Genomic DNA, 18,376 nt, shown 5'->3' with positions numbered 1-18,376 from the left:
GCGCTAGTAGCTATCAACCCAATAGCATCAGGTCGCAGCGCGGCTAATCGTCGCCAGGCGCACGGCCAAGCCCAGAAACACCAGGCCCGCCGCCCGGTTGAGCCAGCGCTGCGCGCGCTCGGAGCGCAGCAACAGCGTGCCAAAAGTGCCCGAGAACACGGCAATGGCGCCAAACACCAGCAGCGTGGCCAGCATGAAGACGATGCCCAGCAGCATGATCTGCGGCGCCACGCTGCCCAGCGCCGGGTTGGCAAACTGGGGCAGGAAGGCAAGGAAAAAGATCACCACCTTGGGGTTGGTCAGGTTCATCACCATGCCACGCCCGACCATGCGCCAGGCGCTGGCGGCAGGCCGCTCGGAGGGGCTGGGTGTCCTGTCGGGGTCCACCCCGTCCTGCGATGCCTGTGCGCGCGGGCGCAGCGACTGCCAGGCCAGCCATGCCAGATACGCCGCACCCAGGTACTTGAGCACCGTGAACGCCGTGGCCGAAGCGGCAAACAGCGCTGCCAGCCCCAGCGCCACGGCCGCCGTGTGCACCACCAGCCCCGCGCACAGCCCCACGACCACCGCCATGCCGGCGCGCCAGCCGCGCTGGGCCGATTGCACCAACACAAACAGGTTGTCGGGGCCGGGCGTGATGCCCAGCAGCAGGGAGACGCCAAAAAAGGCAAGCAGAGTGTCGAGGGTGGGCATGGCAGAACGGGCAGCGCAAAAATGCCATTGTGGAGCAGCGCAGCCGGTTGGTTGAAGCGTGCATCAGCGCATGGGAACGACAAAGACACGCGGTTTCGGTGCGCAGCCCGGGCCTTGGTAGGGCCCGCCATCGCGCTCCCAGCCCGTACCCGGTGAGATCTGGGCGCAGAGGCGTGCGCCATCGACCTTGCTGCGCCACCAGTACCAGGGCGCGGGCGCAGCCCAGGCCAATTGCGCCAGCAGCAAGGCGCCGATCGTGGCCAGGCGCGCAGCAAGGTTCATCGCGGCGCCCAGGCGGCAAAGCGGCTCAGAAACCCATCTACCGCCTGCGTATACGCACCGGCTTGGCCCAGTTGTGCATTGATTTGCCCATGCGAGAGGGGCTGCGGCAACACCTCGGCCTGCCCGCCCTGCGCCTGGCTTTTGCGCGCATACGCCTGCGCTTGCGTACAGGAATCGCGGCGCGGCGACGAACACACCAGCAGCGTGGGCGGCAAGGCGGCGTGCAACTGCTGCAGGGGCGAGACCCGCAGCCAGTACGCCGGGTCGCTGCCAAACGCCTGATCGAACAGGCGCGCATGGCGCTCGTTCATGATTTCCGGCACGTCCAGCGCGCCGCTGTCGAGCAGCACCAGGGCCTGCGGCGCACGCGCGCCTGCAGCGCGCAACCACTGCGGATCGCCTGCCACCAATGCCGCCAGATGCGCGCCGGCCGAATGGCCCATGAGCACGAATCGCCCGGCGTCCGCTCCCCAGCCGGGCGCTTGCTGCTGCGCCCAGGCCAAGGCCTGGGCCACGTCCTGGGCCTGCAGGTCCGGCGCGGCCTGCGGCAGCATCCGGTAGTTGATGGAGACCACCACCACGCCGCGCGGCAGCCAGTGCGCGAGCTTCTGGTCGATCAGCCGGTCGTGCGTCTTGTCGCCCCGCCGCCAGCCGCCGCCGTGCACCAGGAACAGCACCGGCGCTGCCTGGGCGTGCGCGGGCAGGTACACATCCATGCGCTGCAGCCGATCCGGCCCATAGGCGAGGTCGCGCAGCACGCGGGTGCCGGCAGGCAGAACCGGCGCCGGCTGCGAGCGGCTGCTATCCGCCTCATCGTCCCAGAGCTGCGCCTGCAGCGCGCGCTGCTGCAGGCGTTCGCGCAGCGGGCCGCCATGGGCGGCAGGTACGAATCCGGCGATGGCGGTAAAGAGCAGCGCCGCCAGGCACTGGACACCACGATTCTTTGGCAGGGAGTTCATGCTGAACCTCGAAAAAAAGTCTGCCGATTGTGCGCAGCGCCCATGAACGCTGTGCCGTGCCGAAGTTTCAAGCCGTAACAATCCACCCTTCCAAGGGGTCCATGGCGGGCGGCAGGCCGTAGAGCGCGTCGCCTTCGGCATGGCGGCGCTCGCCCCAGGCGGCTTGCAGCAGGCACAGCACGGCGTCCAGGCTGTCGCCGCTGGCGTCCTGCACCAGCGTCTCGGCCTGCACGGGGCGCAGCTGCAGGCGCAGGCCCAGGCGCGTACGGCCTGCCTCCAGCGCAGTGAGCAGGTCTTTGCGCGCAATCAAGCGCTCGGGCGTTTGCGCAGTGCGGCTGTCGCTCTTGTAGCTGCGCCGGCCAATCAGCTCGCGCGCCAGCAGACCGGGGTAGGCCTCCAGCGCCACGCGTGCCGGGTCGCCCGCGTGCAGACCCGGCAGGTGCACCCCCGCTTGCAGCAGCAGCGGCACGCCGGCGTGCAGCATGAAGGCGACGGGTGGGTTCACCCATTTCATGCTCGGGCTCGAGCCTGCGGGGCCATCGGTGGCGCGGTGGGCGAACTTGCCGCCCACAGGCCGCGCAGCGCAAAAGGCGGAAAACCGCGCGCGGATGTCTTCCCGCTCAAGGCGGGCATAGTGCTGCATGCAGGCCTGCCAGCCTGTCGGCCAGCCCAGATGCGAGACCAGTTCGCGCGGCAGGCCAAAAGGCAAATCAAAGCCACCCACCCAGGCGCGGGGTTCGGCCAGCCAGTCGGCCCAGGCCGACAAGTGATCGAAAGATTCAAGCGCATGCAGCCGCACGGCCGCGCCGCGGCGCTCGCCCAGGGCCAGCACGATGCGCTTGCGGCGGCTCGGGCTGCTGCTGAAATCGCAGCCGATCAGCAGCACCAGTTGCTCTACACCCGGCCGATGATGGAGGCGGTGGCCATCAGCTCTTCGAGCAGGGCAAACGACACGGCGCCCGAGACGCTGTAGGGATCGAGCTCGGGCTTTTCGGAATACTTCAGCAAGATGGAGTGGTTGATTTTGCTGAGGTTGACCTTGCCCATGGTCCAGCCGCCAAAGCGCCGCTCAGAGATCTCCTCGTAGTGCAGCAGCTCCACGTCCTTGTGGCGTACGTCGCGCTGGATGTGGCCGTACAGTTCGTTCACCGCCGAGCGCCCGCCCTCGATGGCCTGCAGAAACACGCCGCCGCCGTAGCAGAGGATGCCGGTGATGCCGCAACCCGGGTTGTGCTCGCGCGATTGCGTGAGGATGGCGTCGATGGCTTCTGGCGAATTGTCGACGGCGCGGCTGGCGTAGAGCAGGCGTACGAGCATGGTCGGTTCACTTTCCAGGGATGAGCGAGAGGAATTCGCGGCGCAGCGAGGCGTCTTTCAGGAACACGCCGCGCATCACCGAGTTGAGCATCTTGCTGTCCATCTCTTTCACGCCGCGCCAGGACATGCAGAAGTGGCTGGCCTCCATGACGATGGCCAGGCCGTCGGGCTGGGTTTTTTCCATGATCAGATCGGCCAGCTGCACCACGGCTTCCTCCTGGATTTGCGGGCGGCCCATGACCCAGTCGACCAGGCGCGCGTACTTCGACAAGCCGATCACGTTGGTGTGCTCGTTGGGCATGACGCCGATCCAGATCTTGCCGATCACCGGGCACAGGTGGTGGCTGCAGGCGCTGCGCACCGTGAGCGGGCCGACGATCATCAGCTCATTCAAGTGCTCGGCATTGGGGAATTCGGTGATCGAGGGCGACTCGATGTAGCGGCCCTTGAAGACTTCGCTCAAGTACATCTTGGCCACCCGGCGCGCGGTGGCCTGCGTGTTGTGGTCACCGTGGGTGTCGATCACCATGCTGTCGAGCACGCCCTGCATCTTGATCTCGACCTCGTCGAGCAAGGCTTCCAGCTCGCCGGGCTCGATGAACTGGGCGATGTTGTCGTTGGCGTTGAAGCGCTTGCGGGCCGCGACGATGCGCTCGCGAATCTTCACGGAGACGGGAACGCCCTCATCCTGGGCTTCGGGGCGGGTCTCAAAGGGTTCGGAGCGCTGCATGGGCGAATGGTAACAGCCGCGCGGCGCCTTTGCTTATGAAGGTTTTTTGGCCTCTAGCGCTTATTCAGCATGCGCTTCCAGCTATTTAAAGCATAGCATCAGTGCGAAATGGCTCAGTAGGTCTTGCCCGTGAGCCACAAGGCGCTGCGCACCAGTACAAGGGCCAAACGGTCAAGCACACGCGCCCGCCACGGCCGCGCGGCGTAGGCAGCGCTGTCGATCTGCCGACCTGCGTGCTCCATGGCGTCCACCAGGCGCTTGCGCAAATTCTTGGCGAACTCGGCATCGGCCACCGCCACGTTCGCCTCGCGGGCCAGCAGCAGGCTCAGGGGGTCGAGGTTGGACGAGCCCACCGTCGCCCAGGGGTGCGATCCTTCGGCATCGATCACGGCCACCTTGGCGTGCAAAAAGCTCGGCGCGTATTCGTGAATTTCAACACCTGCCTTCAATAGCAGGCCGTACACCGGCCGGGCTGCGTGGTACTGCAAAAAATACTCGTAGCGCCCCTGCAACAGCAGGCGCACGCGCACCCCGCGCCGGGCCGCGTGCACCAGCGCGCGGCGAAGCCGCCGGCCGGGCACGAAATAGGCATTGGCAATGATGATTTCCTCCCGCGCCTGGGCAATCGCGCGCAGGTAGGCGCGCTCGATCACCGCGCGGTGCAGGACGTTGTCGCGCAGCAGCAGGGCAGCGCGCACGCCGCTGCGCTCCTGCGGCGCAACCGCCTTGGTTCGCGCCACCTGCCGCGCCGCGAAGAAATCGCGCCGCGCCTCGCCCAGGTGGCGCAAGCGCGCGGCGCTGACCGCCTGCATACGCCACCAGGCGATCTGCATCGCGGCATTCGCCTGCACCGTGATGGGGCCGCGCACCTCAACCGCGAAGTCGAACCGGGGCGCTTCGAGCCGCCCGTAATTCGGGTCATAAAAGTCGTCGAGCAGGTTGATGCCGCCGCAAAACAGCACCGCACCATCCACCACACACAGCTTGCGGTGCAGCCGGCGCCAGCGCTGCGGCAAGAGCAGCCCCAGCGGCCCAAGCGGCGCGAACGCCTGGTACTGCACGCCGGCGGCGCGCAGGCGCTCCAGCCAACCAGCATCCAGGCCGCCCGTGCCAAAGCCATCGACCAGCAACTGCACCTGCACGCCACGCCGTGCCGCGCGCTCCAGTGCCGCGCCAATGCTGGCCCCGCTGTCGGTGAAGTCGCAGATATAGGTTTCGAACCACACGCTTTGCGCCGCGCCATCCATGGCTCGCACCAGCGCGGGAAACAGCTCCTGAGCCCCCTGCAGAAGCGCCACGCTGTGGCCGGGAATCAGCTCGACATTGCGCATCTACAGTCGAAACTCCGCCACCAGCGGCAAATGGTCCGACATGCGCCACCAGATGCGGCCTTTGGGCACGTACGTCCCCATGGGCATCAGGCCGCGCACATAAATGTGGTCGAGCTGCACGATGGGCAGACGCGCCGGGTACGTGAACGCGCTTTGCTCAAACTCCACCATGCCAATCTGCGCCAGCGCCTTCTTGACCTGCAAGCCCCAGTCGTTGAAATCGCCCGCCACCACCAGCGGCGCGTCCGCCGGAACCTCGCGCTCGATGAAGGCGCGCAGGCGCTGCACCTGGCGCAACCGGCTGCCGGGGATCAGCCCCAGGTGCACGACGATGGAATGCACCGATCTGCCCGCGAGATCGATCTCCACGTGCAGCAAGCCGCGCTGCTCGAAGCGGTGGTCCGAGATGTCTTCGTGCTGGTGGCCCAACACCGGCCAGCGCGTCAGCAACGCATTGCCGTGCTCGCCATGCTTGGTGTAAGCGTTGGTGCGGTAGACAGCCTCGTAGCCCTCGGGCGCCAGGTACTGCGCCTGGGGAAGCGCCGGCCAGCGCTCGAAATAGGCCGCTTCGCTGCGGTTCAGGCTGCGCACCTCCTGCAGGCAGACGATATCGGCGTCGAGCTGCTCCACCGCATGGCCCAGGTTGTGGATCTCCAGCCGGCGCGCCGGGCCAAAACCCTGTACGCCTTTGTGGATGTTGTAGGTGGCGACGCGCAGCAGCGATGGGGATTCCATACCGCCCATTGTGGCGCAGATGCCTCTCCTGGGGGTCTGCCCTATCGCCGGTTTGCGTGCGCCTGCTTACACTGCCTGGCGCCGCAACTCCCTGCACTGCCCAACCAAGCTTTCACATGGCCGAACCTCTGCCCAAACCCCCACGCGCCTACGTCGCGCTGGTCGTGGATGGCAACGCAACGTCGCGCAGCATTCTTGCTGCGCAGCTGCGTGCCTACGGCATTGGCAAGGTGGTGCAGTGCAACCGCATCCGCGACGCGCGCAACCGCCTTGAGCACATGACCTTCGACTACGTGCTGTGCGAGCAGTCGTTTCACGAGCACGACACCTCTGGCCAAACGCTGCTGGACGACTTGCGCCGCGCCCGGCTGCTGCCGTTTTCCACGGTATTTTTCATGGTCACGGGCGAAGCCACCTACGCCAAGGTGGCCGAGGCAGCGGAATCGGCACTTGACGGCTATTTGCTCAAGCCCTTCACGCCCTCAGTACTGTTCGAACGCCTGCGCCAGGCACGCCAGCGCAAGGAACACCTGAGCCCCATCTTCGAGGCGATCGAGGTCGAGGACTTCGAAGCCGCCGCACGCCTGTGCACCAAACGTTTTGAAGAGCGTGCCCCCTACTGGCTGTACGCCGCACGCATCGGCACCGAGCTGCTGCTGCGCCTGGGCCGCCACGACGATGCGCAAAAACTGTTCGAAGCCGTGATCGCCACCAAGGCCCTCCCCTGGGCCAAGCTCGGCGTAGCGCGCGCCCAGATCGAAGGCGGAAAATTTGCGCATGCCGCCACCACCCTGCAAGGCCTGATCCAGGAAGACGCCGGCTACGCGGACGCCTACGACGTGCTCGGCCGCGCGCAGGTCGAGCAGGGCCAGTTCGACGCAGCGCTGGAGACTTACCGCCTGGCGGTCAGCCTGACCCCCGAATCCCTGGCGCGGGTGCAAAAGCTGGGGGTCATGTCGTACTACCTGGGCCAGCGCAAGGAAGCGCACAAGGCCCTCGGCCGGGCCGTGCACATGGGCCTGGACTCCAAGCTGTTCGACTACCAATCGCTGGTGTTGTATGCCTTCACCTGCTTCGAAACCGGTGACAGCAAAGGCCTGGAGCGCTGCAGTGCCGACTTCACCCGCGTCCTGGAGCGTTACGGTGAGAGCCTGCGTCTGAAGCGCTTTGCGCGCGTCGTGCGCACCTTGCGCTCCATCGGGCAGCGGCAGTTTTCCGACGCTGTGGACGCGGTGCGCAGCATGGCTGGCGAGATTACCGACCCGGAACTCGATTTTGAAGCCGCCTGCAACCTGACCGGCCTGATTGCCGCGCTGGCCACCACATCGATCAGCCTGGACCAGGCCGAAGGCTGGATTCAGGCGCTGGGCATGCGCTACGCCCACACGCGCGGCTTGGCACAAATGCTCGCCAGCGCCTGCGGCGCACACCAGCAGTTTGCTGATCGCCTCCGTGCCTGCCTGCCGGTCATCAACACAGTGGCTGAAAAAGCCATTGCCCAAAGCCTGGCAGGCCATCCGCGAGCGGCCATCGATCTGCTGCTGGAACAAGCGGGCGCCACGCGCAACACCAAGCTGCTGGAGCTCGCGCAGCAAGTTCTCCAGCGCCACCGCAGCAAGGTAGACGGTGCCGCCGAACTGCAAGCGGCCATCGATACCCTGCGCCCCCAGTGTGTGGGCACACAGCCGCGCACGCTGATCACCGGCGAGAGCGAGCGCGCCGCGGGGGGCGTTTCGCTGCGCATGCCGATCCCTGCGGCGGCGGCCACCCCCACTGTAGTCGCAGGTCTCGTCGAAACGCCCATACCGTTTACCAGCGCCGCACCTGCGCAGCCGGACTGACTCCCGCCGCGCGCTGCGGCAAATCCAGGCAGGCCTGCGCGTTGCTTTGCGAAAAACAGGTGGCTGCCGCCTCGCGCCAAGGCAGCCAGCGTGCCGCCAGATGTTCCCTCGGGCTAAGAATGGCCGGTGTCCCCACCGGTACGCACAGACCAAACACGTGCTCCCGGTTGCGCAGCACGCCGGGTGCGTAGCGGTGGCGCCAGCGCGGCCAGATGGCGTAGTCGTTTTCGTACTGCCAATCGGTCAGCACATGGCCAGGAAGCCGTGCACCAATGCCGGTTTCTTCGCGTACCTCGCGGATGGCCGCGGCTTCGAACGATTCGGTGGCGAAATCCTTCGAACCGGTAACCGATTGCCAGTGGTCCGGCCAGTCTGCGCGCGCGAGCAGCAACACCTCCAGCGCCGGGGTATGGATCACCACCAGCACAGACTCCGGGATCTTGAATTCAGGCATGAGGTGGGCAAATAATAAAAAAGGGCGCCGCGAGGCGCCCTGATTTTCTAACGCAAGACCGGAGACCTCTCAACCCACCTTCACCGCATCCACATTGCGCAGGCGGATATGCAGCTCGCGCAGCTGCTTTTCGTCCACCGGCGAGGGCGCTTGTGTCAGCAGGCACTGGGCGCGCTGTGTCTTGGGGAAGGCGATCACATCGCGGATCGATTCAGCACCCGTCATCAGCGTGACGATGCGGTCCAGGCCAAAGGCCAGGCCGCCGTGCGGGGGCGCACCGTATTGCAGCGCGTCGAGCAGGAAGCCGAACTTCTGCTGCGCTTCCTCGGGGGTGATCTTGAGCGCGTCGAACACTTTGCGCTGCACGTCGGCGCGATGGATACGCACCGAGCCGCCGCCCATTTCCCAGCCGTTCAGGACCATGTCGTAGCCCTTGGAGATGCACTTCTCGGGCGCGGTGACCATGTAGTCTTCGTGGCCGTCCTTGGGCGCCGTGAAGGGGTGGTGCACCGCGACCCAGCGGTTGTTTTCCTCGTCGTGCTCGAACATTGGGAAATCCACCACCCACAGCGGCGCCCAGCGGTCGTCGAACAGGCCGTTCTTCTTGCCAAATTCACTGTGGCCGATCTTGATGCGCAGCGCGCCGATGGCGTCGTTGACGATCTTTTCCTTGTCGGCCCCAAAGAACAGCAAATCGCCATCCTGCGCGCCAGTGCGCTTGAGGATTTCGGCAATCGCCGCGTCGTGAATATTCTTGACGATGGGGCTCTGCAAGCCATCACGGCCCTTGGCCAGCTCGTTGACCTTGATATAGGCCAGGCCCTTGGCACCATAAATCTTGACGAACTCGGCATAGCCGTCGATCTCGCCACGCGAGAGGCCGCCGGTCTCACGCGCGCCGCCGGGCACGCGCAGGGCCACGACGCGGCCGTTCTTCATGTTGGCGGCGCCCGAGAACACCTTGAAGTCCACGTCCTTCATCACGTCGGTGAGCTCGGTGAATTCGAGCTTGACGCGCAGATCTGGCTTGTCCGAGCCGAAGCGGTAGGCCGCGTCCTGGTAGGTCATGACCGGGAACTCGCCCAAGTCCACGCCCAGCGTGTTCTGGAACACCGTCTTGATCATCTCCTGCGTCAGGTCGCGGATCTCCTGCTCTTCCATGAACGAGGTTTCAATATCGATCTGGGTGAACTCAGGCTGGCGGTCGGCGCGCAAGTCTTCATCGCGGAAGCACTTGGTGATCTGGTAATAGCGGTCGAACCCCGCCACCATCAGCAGTTGCTTGAAGAGCTGGGGTGATTGGGGCAGTGCGAAGAACTGGCCGTCGTGCACGCGACTGGGCACCAGATAATCCCGCGCACCCTCCGGCGTGCTCTTGGTGAGCATCGGGGTTTCGATATCCACAAAACCATGTGTATCGAGGAACTTGCGCACTTCCATGCTCACGCGGTAGCGCAGCATGAGGTTGTTCTGCATGTAGGGGCGGCGCAGGTCCAGCACGCGGTGCGTCAGGCGCGTGGTTTCCGACAGGTTCTCTTCGTCGATCTGGAAGGGTGGCGTCACCGAGGGGTTGAGCACCACCAGGGAATGGCACAGCACCTCGATCTTGCCGCTCTTCAAGTTGTCGTTGGTGGTACCGGCTGGGCGCTCGCGCACCAGGCCTACCACTTGCACGCAGAACTCGCTGCGCACGTCTTCGGCGGTGGCGAACATGTCAGCGCGATCGGGGTCGCAGACCACCTGCACCGAACCCTCGCGGTCGCGCAGGTCGATGAAGATCACGCCGCCATGGTCGCGGCGGCGATTCACCCAGCCAGAGAGGGTGACGGTTTGGCCCAGCAGGGCTTCGGTCACAAGACCGCAATAGTGGGAACGCATGGCCATGGCAAAACTTCCGGCGCCGTCAGGGGCGCATTGAGAAAAATCAGGAGGGCAAAGTCGCAGCCGCTTCGTGCGGCACAACAACGCCCATGGAGACGATGTAGCGCAGTGCCGCATCGACCCCCATGTCGAGTTCGATGCAGTCACTCTTGCGCAGCATCACAAAATAACCGCCCGTGGGGTTGGGCGTGGTGGGCACGTACACGCTGACGAATTCGTCCTGCAGCAGTGCGGCGACTTCCCCGGCTGGCGCGCCAGTGACAAACGCCACCGTCCATACCCCTTCGCGCGGCCACTGGACCAGCACGGCCGTGCGAAACGCATTGCCGCCTTCAGAAAACAGCGTATCGGACACCTGTTTGACGCTGGAGTAGATCGAGCGCACCACCGGAATGCGGCTGACCAGGCGGTCGCCCCATTGCACCAGCTTGCGCCCGGCAAAGTTGCTCGCCACGGCGCCCACCACCAGCAGAATCGCCAGCGCCAGCAGTGCGCCGAAACCGGGCACGTGGAAACCAAGGACCCGGTCAGGCTGCCAGGTGCCGGGGAGGATCAGCAGTGTCTGGTCCAGCAAACCCACCATCCAGTTCAGCACGGCCAGCGTGATGACCACCGGCACGATGACCAGCAGCCCGGTGAAGAACCATTTGCGCAGAGAAGGCATGGACGGCAAGCTCAATCGGCCTTTGTGCTTGAAGCCGACGCTGCAGGCGCAGGCGATGCCGTCGGAGCCGGCACAGGCGCCGCAGCACCTGCATCCGCTGAGCCGCCAGCGGGTTTGTCGGCGCTGGCGCCCACAGCCGATGCTGGCACCGCACCACCGCGAAAGTCCGTCGCGTACCAGCCCGAGCCCTTCAATTGGAAGCCTGCGGCCGTCACCTGTTTGGTGAACGTCTCTGCGCCGCACTGCGGGCAGACCGTCAGCAAAGGATCGGACATTTTCTGCAGCACGTCGCGCGCATGGCCGCAGGCACTGCATTTGTAGGCGTAGATAGGCATGGGTTCGGCGTGAGCTGCAAAGCCTTCAATTATAGGCAGCGGCCTGTTTTTCAATCCCCGCTTCTGCCGATGCGCTGGCGCAGCGGCGTGGGGCTGCAAACCATGGCCCCTCAACCCGGGGTGGCGGTGTAATGCACCACGTGGCCCTTCTGGTCGCGCAGGAACTGGGGCACCAGGGAGCCGACCAGCATGCCCACGATCGCCGCCAGCAGCCCGGCGAGTTGTTGCGGAAACGCCTGGTTCAGTGCCGGGCTGGCGGCAAACAGCAGCCACACTCCCATGCCCAGCGCCACCGCCAGCAAAGCGCCCTGGCTGGTGGCCCGGTGCCAGTACAGGCCAAACGCGAGCGGCACAAACGCACCCACCAGCGGCACCTGGTACGCGCCGGACACCATGTCATAGATGGAGGTTCCCTGCGCAGAGATGGCATAGGCCAGCACGCACAAGGTGAACACAAACACCGAAATACGCATCGCCTTGAGCGTGAGCGCATCGCTCATGCCAGGCCGCATATTGCGCAAAATGTTCTCGACGAACGTGGTCGAGGGGGCCAGCAGCGTGGCCGAGGCCGTGGACATGATGGCCGAAAGCAGCGCGCCAAAAAACGCCACCTGCAGACCGATCGGCATGCGCTCCATCACCAGCGTGGGTAAGAGCTTCTGTGGGTCGTCCTTGAGCAGCGCGGTTGCCGAATCGCCCATGACCAGCACCGCGGCGGCGACGACAAACATGGGAACAAACGCAAACAGCAGGTACAGCACGCCGCCAATCACCGGGCCGCGCCGCGCCGTGGAAGCGCTGTTGGACGACATGACGCGCTGGAACACGTCCTGCTGCGGAATCGAACCCAGCATCATGGTGATGGCGGCGGCGCCAAAGAACGTCCATTCCTTCAGGCCGGCATCCTTGGGAAACAGCGAAAACCGCCCTTCGCGCGCCGCAAATTCCACCACCCGCCCGGTGCCGCCCGCCAGATCGGCGGCAAACCAGGCAATTGCGAGCAGGCCGGCAACAATGACGATCATCTGCACGAAGTCAGTGAGCGCCACCGACCACATGCCGCCGTAGAGCGTGTACACCAGCACGATGGCGGTTCCCAGCACCGTGCCTGCGGTCACCGATACCGCACCCTGCGTCAGCAGGTTGAACACCAGCCCAAGCGCCGTGATCTGCGCCGCCACCCAGCCCAGGTAGCTGAAAATGATGATGGCCGAGCACAGCACTTCGAGGGTGCGGCCAAAGCGCTGGCGGTAGTAGTCGCCCAAGGTAATCAGGTTCTTCTGGTACAGCCGGTAAGCAAAGAAAAGGCCCACCAGTACCAGGCACATTGATGCGCCAAACGGGTCTTCCACCACGGCGCCCAGCCCCCCGTCAATGAACCGGGCCGGCACGCCCAGCACCGTCTCGGAGCCAAACCAGGTGGCAAAGGTGGTGGCGATCACCACCGGCAACGGCAGGCTGCGACCGGCCACGGCGTAATCGGCTGTGTTGTGCACGCGGGTGGCTGCGTACAGGCCAATGCCGATGGATACCAGCAGATAGAAAGCGATGAAGGTCAGCAGCATGCGCGGCTCCGAAGAGGGGGCGGTTGGCAGGAAAACGCCGCGCATTATCCGTGCCAAACCCCCATGCCGGTCAACCGAATGCGCGCTACAGCGTCAATGCAACAGCGAAACGCGCACGATCGCCTGCACCACCACCAGCCCGAGCACGAAGCCGATGCCGCAATAGACGATGGTCTGCAGCAGCCGGTTGGTGTGGCGTTGCTCCTTGAGCAGTGCCATCAGTTCGCGCTCGCGCGCATCGTTGGGGGCACGCTTGAGATAGTCGTGCAGCAGGCGCGGCAATGCCGGCAGCAACTGCGCATAGTGCGGCGCCTCGGCGCGCAACTCACGCAGGAAGCGCTGCGGCCCGACCTGTTCGAGCATCCAGGTTTCCAGAAACGGCTTGGCGGTACTCCACAGGTCAAGCTCGGGGTCGAGCTGGCGGCCCAGGCCTTCGATGTTGAGCAGCGTTTTCTGCAGCAGCACGAGCTGGGGCTGGATTTCCACCTGAAACCGCCGCGAGGTCTGAAACAGCCGCATCAGCACCATGCCCAGCGAGATTTCCTTGAGCGGCCGGTCGAAATACGGCTCGCACACGGTGCGAATGGCCCCTTCGAGCTCGTTGACGCGCGTGTTCGCCGGCACCCAGCCGCTCTCTACGTGCAATTCGGCCACACGTTTGTAGTCGCGCCGGAAGAAGGCGGCGAAATTCTGCGCCAGGTATTCCTTGTCGGATTCGGTCAGCGTGCCGACGATACCGAAATCGAGCGAGATGTAGCGCCCGAAGGTGGCCGGTTCCAGGCTGACCTGGATGTTGCCCGGGTGCATGTCGGCGTGAAAGAAGCCGTCACGAAACACCTGGGTGAAAAAAATGGTCACGCCGTCGCGCGCCAATTTGGGGATGTCGACCCCCGCATCGCGCAGGCGCTGCACCTGGCTGATGGGCACACCGTTCATGCGCTCCATCACCATGACTTCCGGGTGGCAGAAGTCCCAAAAAATGGCCGGGATTTCGACCAGACCCAGGCCTTCCATGTTGCGCCGCAGTTGCGCGGCGTTGGCCGCCTCGCGCACCAGGTCGAGCTCGTCGTGCAGGTAGTTGTCGAACTCGGCCACCACCTCGCGTGGTTTCAGGCGCTTGCCATCGGCCGACAAACCATCGACCCAGCCGGCCATCATGCGCATCAGGCTTAGGTCCTTCTCAATGACCTCCAGCATGCCGGGGCGCAGCACCTTGACCGCCACCTCGTGCAACGCACCCTGGCGATCGCGCAGCGTGGCGAAGTGCACCTGCGCAATCGAGGCGCTGGCCACGGGCACGCGGTCAAAGCTGACAAAGACCTCTTCCACAGGGCGGCGAAAGGCACGCTCTATGGTCGCGATGGCGATGGCGCTATTGAACGGTGGTACGCGGTCTTGCAGCAGGGCGAGCTCGTCGGCAATGTCGGGTGGCATCAGGTCGCGCCGCGTGGAGAGCACCTGGCCAAACTTGACGAAAATGGGCCCCAGGCGCTCCAGTGCCTCGCGCAGGCGCTGGCCGCGCGGCGCGCGCAGGTCGCGCCCCACCGAAACCATGCGTGCCAACAAGCGCAGCCAGGGTTTCTGGAAGCTCGTCAGCACCAGGCCATCGAGCCCATAGCGCAGCGCCACCCAGACAATGGTGGCACCACGAAAAATGCGCTTCATGGCAAGGGGCCGTTGCCCGACCAGGGCGCCACCGCGCCGCCGGCGGCCGCGCCGCTTTTGCGCACAAAGCCGCGCAGCGCCTGCGCCGCGCTGCGCGCTACGCTGGCAATGGTGTGCGCCGGCACGTCACCGATGACGCGCGCCATGTCGTCCTCGATGTCCCAGCGCAGGTTGTCGGCCAGCCACTGCAGATCACCAGCGAAATCCACCGCGCCGTCGATGCGCACGGGCGGGCGGTCCCCCCGCAGAGCGGCCTGCGCCAGCCCGAGCGGCGAGGTTTCGGTCACTTCGAAACGCAGGTCAGGGGTACCCCCTTGCGCTGCCAGATCAAACAACCCGGCGGGGGTCACCTGCAAGGCGACGAAGAACTGGCGCCATTGAACCCGCACCACGCGGCCCTTGCGCGGGATCAAGCGCTCGGTCGCCGCGCGCTCCTGCATCAGCACGTGGTTGATAAGGAGCACCAGGCGCTGCTGCGCCTCGTTCACCAGCCAGTCGGGCGGGCGCGGGCCCTGTGCGATACGTTCAAAGAGACCGTCGAGAAAGGGGAAGGGAGACTGTGTGGCCATAGCGGTGGATTATGGCAAGCCGACAGCGGCCGCAACGCGCAGCCGCACGCTGCGGCGCGGTCTTTATTGCAGCGCCTGCACGCCCGCCACCAGCCAGCCGCTCCCGCCGCTGCGGGGTTTGGTCATGTTCCAGACCTCGCGGAAGGGGCTCGGGCCGGCCGAGGGTTCCTCACGAATCATCCCGGAGAATTCCACGCTGGCCATGTAGGCATCGCCCAACTCTTCGATGCCCAGCAATTGGGCTTCGATCATGACCACGTCGGTGTGGTTGGGCTGGTCCCCACGGTGCGATTCGCGTTCGGTGAGCTGGCTCTGAATCTCTTCAACCATGGCGTCCGTCATCATGGAGCGCAGCGTGGCGATGTCGGAGCGGTCCCAGGCCGACTGCAGGGTGATGAAGTTGCGTTTGGCCGCCTCCAGAAAACCCGCCGTATCGAACCCCTGGGGCACGCCCCAGTTCTGCGAGCCCGAAAGCGCCGACCCGATGATGGAGCCCTCCTCATTTCCCGCGCTGCGCTGTGCATCAAAAGCCAGGCTACTGCGCTCCCAGGGGCGTGCGGAGGCGTCATTGCCCACCTTGTCGGGGCTGTACTGCTGCGCGACCGGGACGCTGGCAGGGGCACCACCGCCCGCCCCCTGGAAGGCGAAGGGCGATGCGGGCGAGGCCGCCGCCTTGCCGCGCGAGCGCAGCATGCGAAACAGCGCCAAAGCCACCAAGCCGAACAGCAGCAGCATCAGGACTTGGCCAAACCCGGCTCCAAGGCCGAGCGAGCTGGCCAGCCAGGCCAGGCCCAGACCAGCCGCCAAGCCGCCCAGCATGGCGCCCCATGGGCGCTTGGGAGCCGCCGCGGGCACAGCGCCCGCTGGCGTACCGGGGCGAGCGGCATTGGCGCTCTGCGCAGGCGCTGCCGGGGCGGCAGGTGGCGCGGCCTGGCGCTGCGTCACGTTGCTGGACTGGCGGCCAAAAGACTTGCCACCGCCCATGCGCTTGGCCTCGGCTTCGAAATGCACCACGACCAACATCAGGGCCAACAGGGCCGGGAAGAGTCTTTTCATGGTTTTTCCTTGGCTCAACACTTGATACCAACATGCAGGGCGACGACGCCGCCCGTCATGTTGTGGCAATCGACATGGCCGAACCCGGCCTGCTTCATCAGCGCCTTGAGCGCCTGCTGGTCCGGGTGCATGCGGATGGATTCGGCCAGATAGCGGTAACTGTCGGCATCGCCCGCCACCAACTGGCCGATGCGCGGCAGCACATTGAACGAATACCAGTCGTACACCTTGGCCAGCGGCTTGGCCACCTTGGAAAATTCGAGCACCAGCAGCTTGCCGCCAGGCTTGAGCACGCGGCACATCTCGGCCAGCGCAATGTCCTTGTGCGTCATGTTGCGCAGGCCAAAGGCCACGCTGACCAGATCGAAATGCGCGTCGGGGAACGGCAGTTGCTCCGCATCGCAGACCACCGTGGGCAGCACCACGCCGGCGTCGATCAGCCGGTCGCGCCCGGTGCGCAGCATGGCTTCGTTGATGTCGGTGTGCACCACCTGGCCGCGCTCGCCCACCTTCTTGGAAAAAGCCAGCGCCAGATCGCCCGTGCCGCCGGCAATATCCAGCACGCGCTGGCCCTCTTGCAGGTTGGCGACCAACACCGTGTAGGCCTTCCAGGCGCGGTGCAGGCCACCCGACATCAAGTCGTTCATCACGTCGTATTTGGACGCCACCGAATCGAACACACCGCGCACGCGGCGCGCCTTGTCGCGCTCGTCCACCGACTCGAAACCAAAATGTGTAGTGCTCATGGTGGGAATGCTAGCCGCTTGCAGGGCAACCCTCTAAATGCGTGGGATATCGGATATTTAAGCCAAACCACGCTCTAGCGCTTATGGGTATTGCGCAAGCAGCTTCTAAAACGATAGCAAAAAAGTGGCAAATCTGCCACCAACCGAGCGCGAATCAGTGCCCGCCGCAGCCCTGGGCGCTCTTGGTTTTCGTCTTGCTCACGCCCTTGGACGCGCTTTTGGGCGCCATGGGGGCATCGCGGTCCACCCCTGCCGCTGCCAGCCGGGCCTCGTAATCGGCCCACAGTTCGGCCTGGCGCGCGCCAAGTTCATAGAGGTAATCCCACGAAAAAATGCCACTGGCGTGACCATCGGAAAAGCTCGGCTGCACGGCGTAATTGCCCACCGGAGCCAGCTCCAACACCACGACATCGCGCTTGCCGGTCTGCAACACCTCCTGCCCATGGCCATGGCCCATGACCTCGGCCGAGGGCGAGTACACGCGCAGCAGCTCAAACGGCAGGCGAAAGTGCGCGCCGTCGGAAAACTCCACTTCCAACACGCGGGACTGGCTGTGGACGGTGATGGAATCGGGTGTGGGGGCGCCGGGTTTGAGGCCTGCCATGGAGATTTCCTTATGGGAAAACAATTGTCAAAACGGGCCGCCATTGTCCCATCGGTCCCGTGGCTGCCCACCCCTTCGGCCCACAGGAACCCTTGTGCCCCGGTGGTTACAGGGCATCCAACGGGTTCAAAATCCCGCGCCTGCCTTTGTTGAGCACATGGGTCTAGACCATGGTGGTGCTCACGTCCGAGTGCCCCAGCAACTCCTGCACCGTGCGGATGTTGTAGCCGTCAACCCAACGGGTAATCGCCTAGGTGTTTTGGCCCGCACCACATCGTCTAGCCAAGGCAAATCCACACCCAGCACCTGTTTATACAAATACAAGATCGCCGCCTTGGCATGATTCTGGGTAGAAGGTGAAACGTAACGGCCCACCGCCAGATGCGTTAAAAACCGCCTCTACTTCAGCCGTGCACAATCGACATAATCCGAGCGAAAATCTTGTTGGTTTTATTTTTGTATATTCGCTTATTGCAGTGTTCGGTCTTGTCTCAGCTTGGCATTCGAACAAAAATCTGAAAGCCGCCTGGAATTTACGAGAAATCCGCAAAATGAAAATATCTAACCCCGGTCAAGCGAACTAGCCTACGGCTAGCCGCTTACTTTTAGCATTAGGGAAAGTCTGCATAAATCGGCTTCCGATGTGCTCGGCGAGCCGATGAGCTGAGAAAATCTGAGGCATGAAGCAAGCGGACCTTGGCCTGAACCTGACAACCAAGCGCACGCGCAAGCGTGAGTTCCTGGGGGAGATGGAGCGCGTGGTGCCGTGGGCGGAACTGGTTGCTCTGATCACGCCGTACGCACCGCAAGGCAATCGCGGACGCCCGCCGTTTGCTGTGGAGACCATGCTGCGGGTGCACTTCATGCAGCAATGGTTTACGCTGAGCGATCCGGCCATGGAAGAGGCACTGCACGACGTGCCGTTGTTCCGTGAATTCGCTGGCCTGAC

Annotated in this window: 22 protein-coding genes; 3 read left to right on the top strand and 19 right to left on the bottom strand. The window is 64.7% G+C overall.

Annotated elements, in window-relative coordinates; genetic code table 11:
• Positions 1–27 precede the first annotated feature (27 nt).
• The 8 genes from AC07ZH_RS03025 to AC07ZH_RS02990 form a co-directional block, all read right to left on the bottom strand.
• On the bottom strand, positions 28–693 hold the full coding sequence (locus tag AC07ZH_RS03025) for a LysE family translocator (protein ID WP_495198503.1): 666 nt from the start codon (positions 691–693) through the stop codon (positions 28–30).
• A 63-nt stretch (positions 694–756) separates the two neighbouring features.
• Positions 757–975 (bottom strand): hypothetical protein, encoded by a 219-nt coding sequence (locus AC07ZH_RS03020; protein ID WP_495198502.1) that lies wholly within the window; start codon positions 973–975, stop codon positions 757–759.
• Entirely contained in the window at positions 972–1,934 is a 963-nt protein-coding gene (locus AC07ZH_RS03015) for an alpha/beta hydrolase (RefSeq protein WP_495198501.1), read from the bottom strand. Before AC07ZH_RS03015 ends, AC07ZH_RS03020 begins: the two co-directional genes overlap by 4 nt.
• A gap of 67 nt (positions 1,935–2,001) precedes the next feature.
• Positions 2,002–2,820 (bottom strand): DUF429 domain-containing protein, encoded by an 819-nt coding sequence (locus tag AC07ZH_RS03010; protein ID WP_495198500.1) that lies wholly within the window; start codon positions 2,818–2,820, stop codon positions 2,002–2,004.
• 8 nt (positions 2,821–2,828) lie between these two features.
• A complete protein-coding gene (locus tag AC07ZH_RS03005) occupies positions 2,829–3,251 on the bottom strand; it encodes a BLUF domain-containing protein (protein ID WP_119109085.1) in 423 nt (140 codons plus the stop codon).
• A 7-nt stretch (positions 3,252–3,258) separates the two neighbouring features.
• The gene (gene folE, locus AC07ZH_RS03000; protein WP_495198499.1) at positions 3,259–3,981 is read right to left on the bottom strand and encodes a GTP cyclohydrolase I; all 723 of its coding nucleotides are present in this window, start codon (positions 3,979–3,981) and stop codon (positions 3,259–3,261) included.
• Between the two features lie 113 nt (positions 3,982–4,094).
• Positions 4,095–5,312: a cardiolipin synthase ClsB gene (gene clsB, locus AC07ZH_RS02995; RefSeq protein ID WP_495198498.1), complete on the bottom strand. Its 1,218-nt coding sequence runs from the start codon at positions 5,310–5,312 to the stop codon at positions 4,095–4,097.
• On the bottom strand, positions 5,313–6,047 hold the full coding sequence (locus tag AC07ZH_RS02990) for an endonuclease/exonuclease/phosphatase family protein (protein ID WP_495198497.1): 735 nt from the start codon (positions 6,045–6,047) through the stop codon (positions 5,313–5,315).
• A gap of 116 nt (positions 6,048–6,163) precedes the next feature.
• On the opposite strand from AC07ZH_RS02990, the gene AC07ZH_RS02985 reads away from it, so the two are divergent.
• Positions 6,164–7,888, top strand: coding sequence for a response regulator (locus AC07ZH_RS02985; protein WP_495198496.1), 1,725 nt, complete (start codon positions 6,164–6,166; stop codon positions 7,886–7,888).
• On the opposite strand, the gene nudB is transcribed toward AC07ZH_RS02985, so the two are convergent.
• The 11 genes from nudB to AC07ZH_RS02930 form a co-directional block, all read right to left on the bottom strand.
• Entirely contained in the window at positions 7,857–8,342 is a 486-nt protein-coding gene (gene nudB, locus AC07ZH_RS02980; RefSeq protein WP_495198495.1) for a dihydroneopterin triphosphate diphosphatase, read from the bottom strand. The genes AC07ZH_RS02985 and nudB overlap by 32 nt on opposite strands.
• A 69-nt stretch (positions 8,343–8,411) precedes the next feature.
• Positions 8,412–10,226: an aspartate--tRNA ligase gene (gene aspS / locus AC07ZH_RS02975; RefSeq protein WP_495198494.1), complete on the bottom strand. Its 1,815-nt coding sequence runs from the start codon at positions 10,224–10,226 to the stop codon at positions 8,412–8,414.
• 40 nt (positions 10,227–10,266) lie between these two features.
• Positions 10,267–10,887, bottom strand: coding sequence for a DUF502 domain-containing protein (locus AC07ZH_RS02970; protein WP_119109092.1), 621 nt, complete (start codon positions 10,885–10,887; stop codon positions 10,267–10,269).
• Positions 10,888–10,898: 11 nt separating this feature from the next.
• Positions 10,899–11,222: an FmdB family zinc ribbon protein gene (locus tag AC07ZH_RS02965; RefSeq protein ID WP_495198493.1), complete on the bottom strand. Its 324-nt coding sequence runs from the start codon at positions 11,220–11,222 to the stop codon at positions 10,899–10,901.
• A 110-nt stretch (positions 11,223–11,332) separates the two neighbouring features.
• On the bottom strand, positions 11,333–12,787 hold the full coding sequence (locus tag AC07ZH_RS02960; RefSeq protein WP_495198492.1) for a high affinity choline transporter 1: 1,455 nt from the start codon (positions 12,785–12,787) through the stop codon (positions 11,333–11,335).
• A 93-nt stretch (positions 12,788–12,880) separates the two neighbouring features.
• A complete protein-coding gene (gene ubiB, locus AC07ZH_RS02955; RefSeq protein WP_495198491.1) occupies positions 12,881–14,452 on the bottom strand; it encodes a ubiquinone biosynthesis regulatory protein kinase UbiB in 1,572 nt (523 codons plus the stop codon).
• A complete protein-coding gene (locus AC07ZH_RS02950; protein WP_119109096.1) occupies positions 14,449–15,021 on the bottom strand; it encodes a hypothetical protein in 573 nt (190 codons plus the stop codon). Before AC07ZH_RS02950 ends, ubiB begins: the two co-directional genes overlap by 4 nt.
• A gap of 63 nt (positions 15,022–15,084) precedes the next feature.
• Positions 15,085–16,077, bottom strand: coding sequence for a Tim44 domain-containing protein (locus AC07ZH_RS02945; RefSeq protein WP_495198490.1), 993 nt, complete (start codon positions 16,075–16,077; stop codon positions 15,085–15,087).
• A gap of 14 nt (positions 16,078–16,091) precedes the next feature.
• Positions 16,092–16,823 carry a bifunctional demethylmenaquinone methyltransferase/2-methoxy-6-polyprenyl-1,4-benzoquinol methylase UbiE gene (gene ubiE, locus AC07ZH_RS02940; RefSeq protein ID WP_119109098.1) on the bottom strand — a complete coding sequence of 244 codons (732 nt, stop codon included), beginning with the start codon at positions 16,821–16,823 and terminating at the stop codon, positions 16,092–16,094.
• A 154-nt stretch (positions 16,824–16,977) separates the two neighbouring features.
• Positions 16,978–17,427: a gamma-butyrobetaine hydroxylase family protein gene (locus AC07ZH_RS02935; RefSeq protein WP_495198489.1), complete on the bottom strand. Its 450-nt coding sequence runs from the start codon at positions 17,425–17,427 to the stop codon at positions 16,978–16,980.
• 180 nt (positions 17,428–17,607) lie between these two features.
• Positions 17,608–17,802 carry a hypothetical protein gene (locus AC07ZH_RS02930; protein ID WP_495198488.1) on the bottom strand — a complete coding sequence of 65 codons (195 nt, stop codon included), beginning with the start codon at positions 17,800–17,802 and terminating at the stop codon, positions 17,608–17,610.
• On the opposite strand from AC07ZH_RS02930, the gene AC07ZH_RS02925 reads away from it, so the two are divergent.
• Positions 17,784–18,011 (top strand): hypothetical protein, encoded by a 228-nt coding sequence (locus AC07ZH_RS02925; protein ID WP_495198667.1) that lies wholly within the window; start codon positions 17,784–17,786, stop codon positions 18,009–18,011. The two genes, AC07ZH_RS02930 and AC07ZH_RS02925, sit on opposite strands and share 19 nt — an antisense overlap.
• Before the next feature lie 96 nt (positions 18,012–18,107).
• The coding region (locus AC07ZH_RS02920; RefSeq protein WP_495198487.1) for a transposase at positions 18,108–18,376 on the top strand (269 nt) is incomplete at its 3' end.

The sequence above is a fragment of the Simplicispira sp. GW247-4R2A genome, from assembly GCF_059424465.1.
Note: the sequence above shows the minus strand (reverse complement) of the source record. Positions and strands in the feature narration are given on the sequence as shown.

Bases quoted from the DNA above. Each gene is read 5' to 3' on its own strand.
- AC07ZH_RS03025 (WP_495198503.1), bottom strand. From the start codon at position 693: ATGCCCACCCTCGACACTCTGCTTGCCTTTTTTGGCGTCTCCCTGCTG.
- AC07ZH_RS03020 (WP_495198502.1), bottom strand. From the start codon at position 975: ATGAACCTTGCTGCGCGCCTGGCCACGATCGGCGCCTTGCTGCTGGCG.
- AC07ZH_RS03015 (WP_495198501.1), bottom strand. From the start codon at position 1,934: ATGAACTCCCTGCCAAAGAATCGTGGTGTCCAGTGCCTGGCGGCGCTG.
- AC07ZH_RS03005 (WP_119109085.1), bottom strand. From the start codon at position 3,251: ATGCTCGTACGCCTGCTCTACGCCAGCCGCGCCGTCGACAATTCGCCA.
- folE (WP_495198499.1), bottom strand. From the start codon at position 3,981: ATGCAGCGCTCCGAACCCTTTGAGACCCGCCCCGAAGCCCAGGATGAG.
- clsB (WP_495198498.1), bottom strand. From the start codon at position 5,312: ATGCGCAATGTCGAGCTGATTCCCGGCCACAGCGTGGCGCTTCTGCAG.
- AC07ZH_RS02990 (WP_495198497.1), bottom strand. From the start codon at position 6,047: ATGGAATCCCCATCGCTGCTGCGCGTCGCCACCTACAACATCCACAAA.
- AC07ZH_RS02985 (WP_495198496.1), top strand. From the start codon at position 6,164: ATGGCCGAACCTCTGCCCAAACCCCCACGCGCCTACGTCGCGCTGGTC.
- nudB (WP_495198495.1), bottom strand. From the start codon at position 8,342: ATGCCTGAATTCAAGATCCCGGAGTCTGTGCTGGTGGTGATCCATACC.
- aspS (WP_495198494.1), bottom strand. From the start codon at position 10,226: ATGGCCATGCGTTCCCACTATTGCGGTCTTGTGACCGAAGCCCTGCTG.
- AC07ZH_RS02970 (WP_119109092.1), bottom strand. From the start codon at position 10,887: ATGCCTTCTCTGCGCAAATGGTTCTTCACCGGGCTGCTGGTCATCGTG.
- AC07ZH_RS02965 (WP_495198493.1), bottom strand. From the start codon at position 11,222: ATGCCTATCTACGCCTACAAATGCAGTGCCTGCGGCCATGCGCGCGAC.
- AC07ZH_RS02960 (WP_495198492.1), bottom strand. From the start codon at position 12,787: ATGCTGCTGACCTTCATCGCTTTCTATCTGCTGGTATCCATCGGCATT.
- ubiB (WP_495198491.1), bottom strand. From the start codon at position 14,452: ATGAAGCGCATTTTTCGTGGTGCCACCATTGTCTGGGTGGCGCTGCGC.
- AC07ZH_RS02950 (WP_119109096.1), bottom strand. From the start codon at position 15,021: ATGGCCACACAGTCTCCCTTCCCCTTTCTCGACGGTCTCTTTGAACGT.
- AC07ZH_RS02945 (WP_495198490.1), bottom strand. From the start codon at position 16,077: ATGAAAAGACTCTTCCCGGCCCTGTTGGCCCTGATGTTGGTCGTGGTG.
- ubiE (WP_119109098.1), bottom strand. From the start codon at position 16,823: ATGAGCACTACACATTTTGGTTTCGAGTCGGTGGACGAGCGCGACAAG.
- AC07ZH_RS02935 (WP_495198489.1), bottom strand. From the start codon at position 17,427: ATGGCAGGCCTCAAACCCGGCGCCCCCACACCCGATTCCATCACCGTC.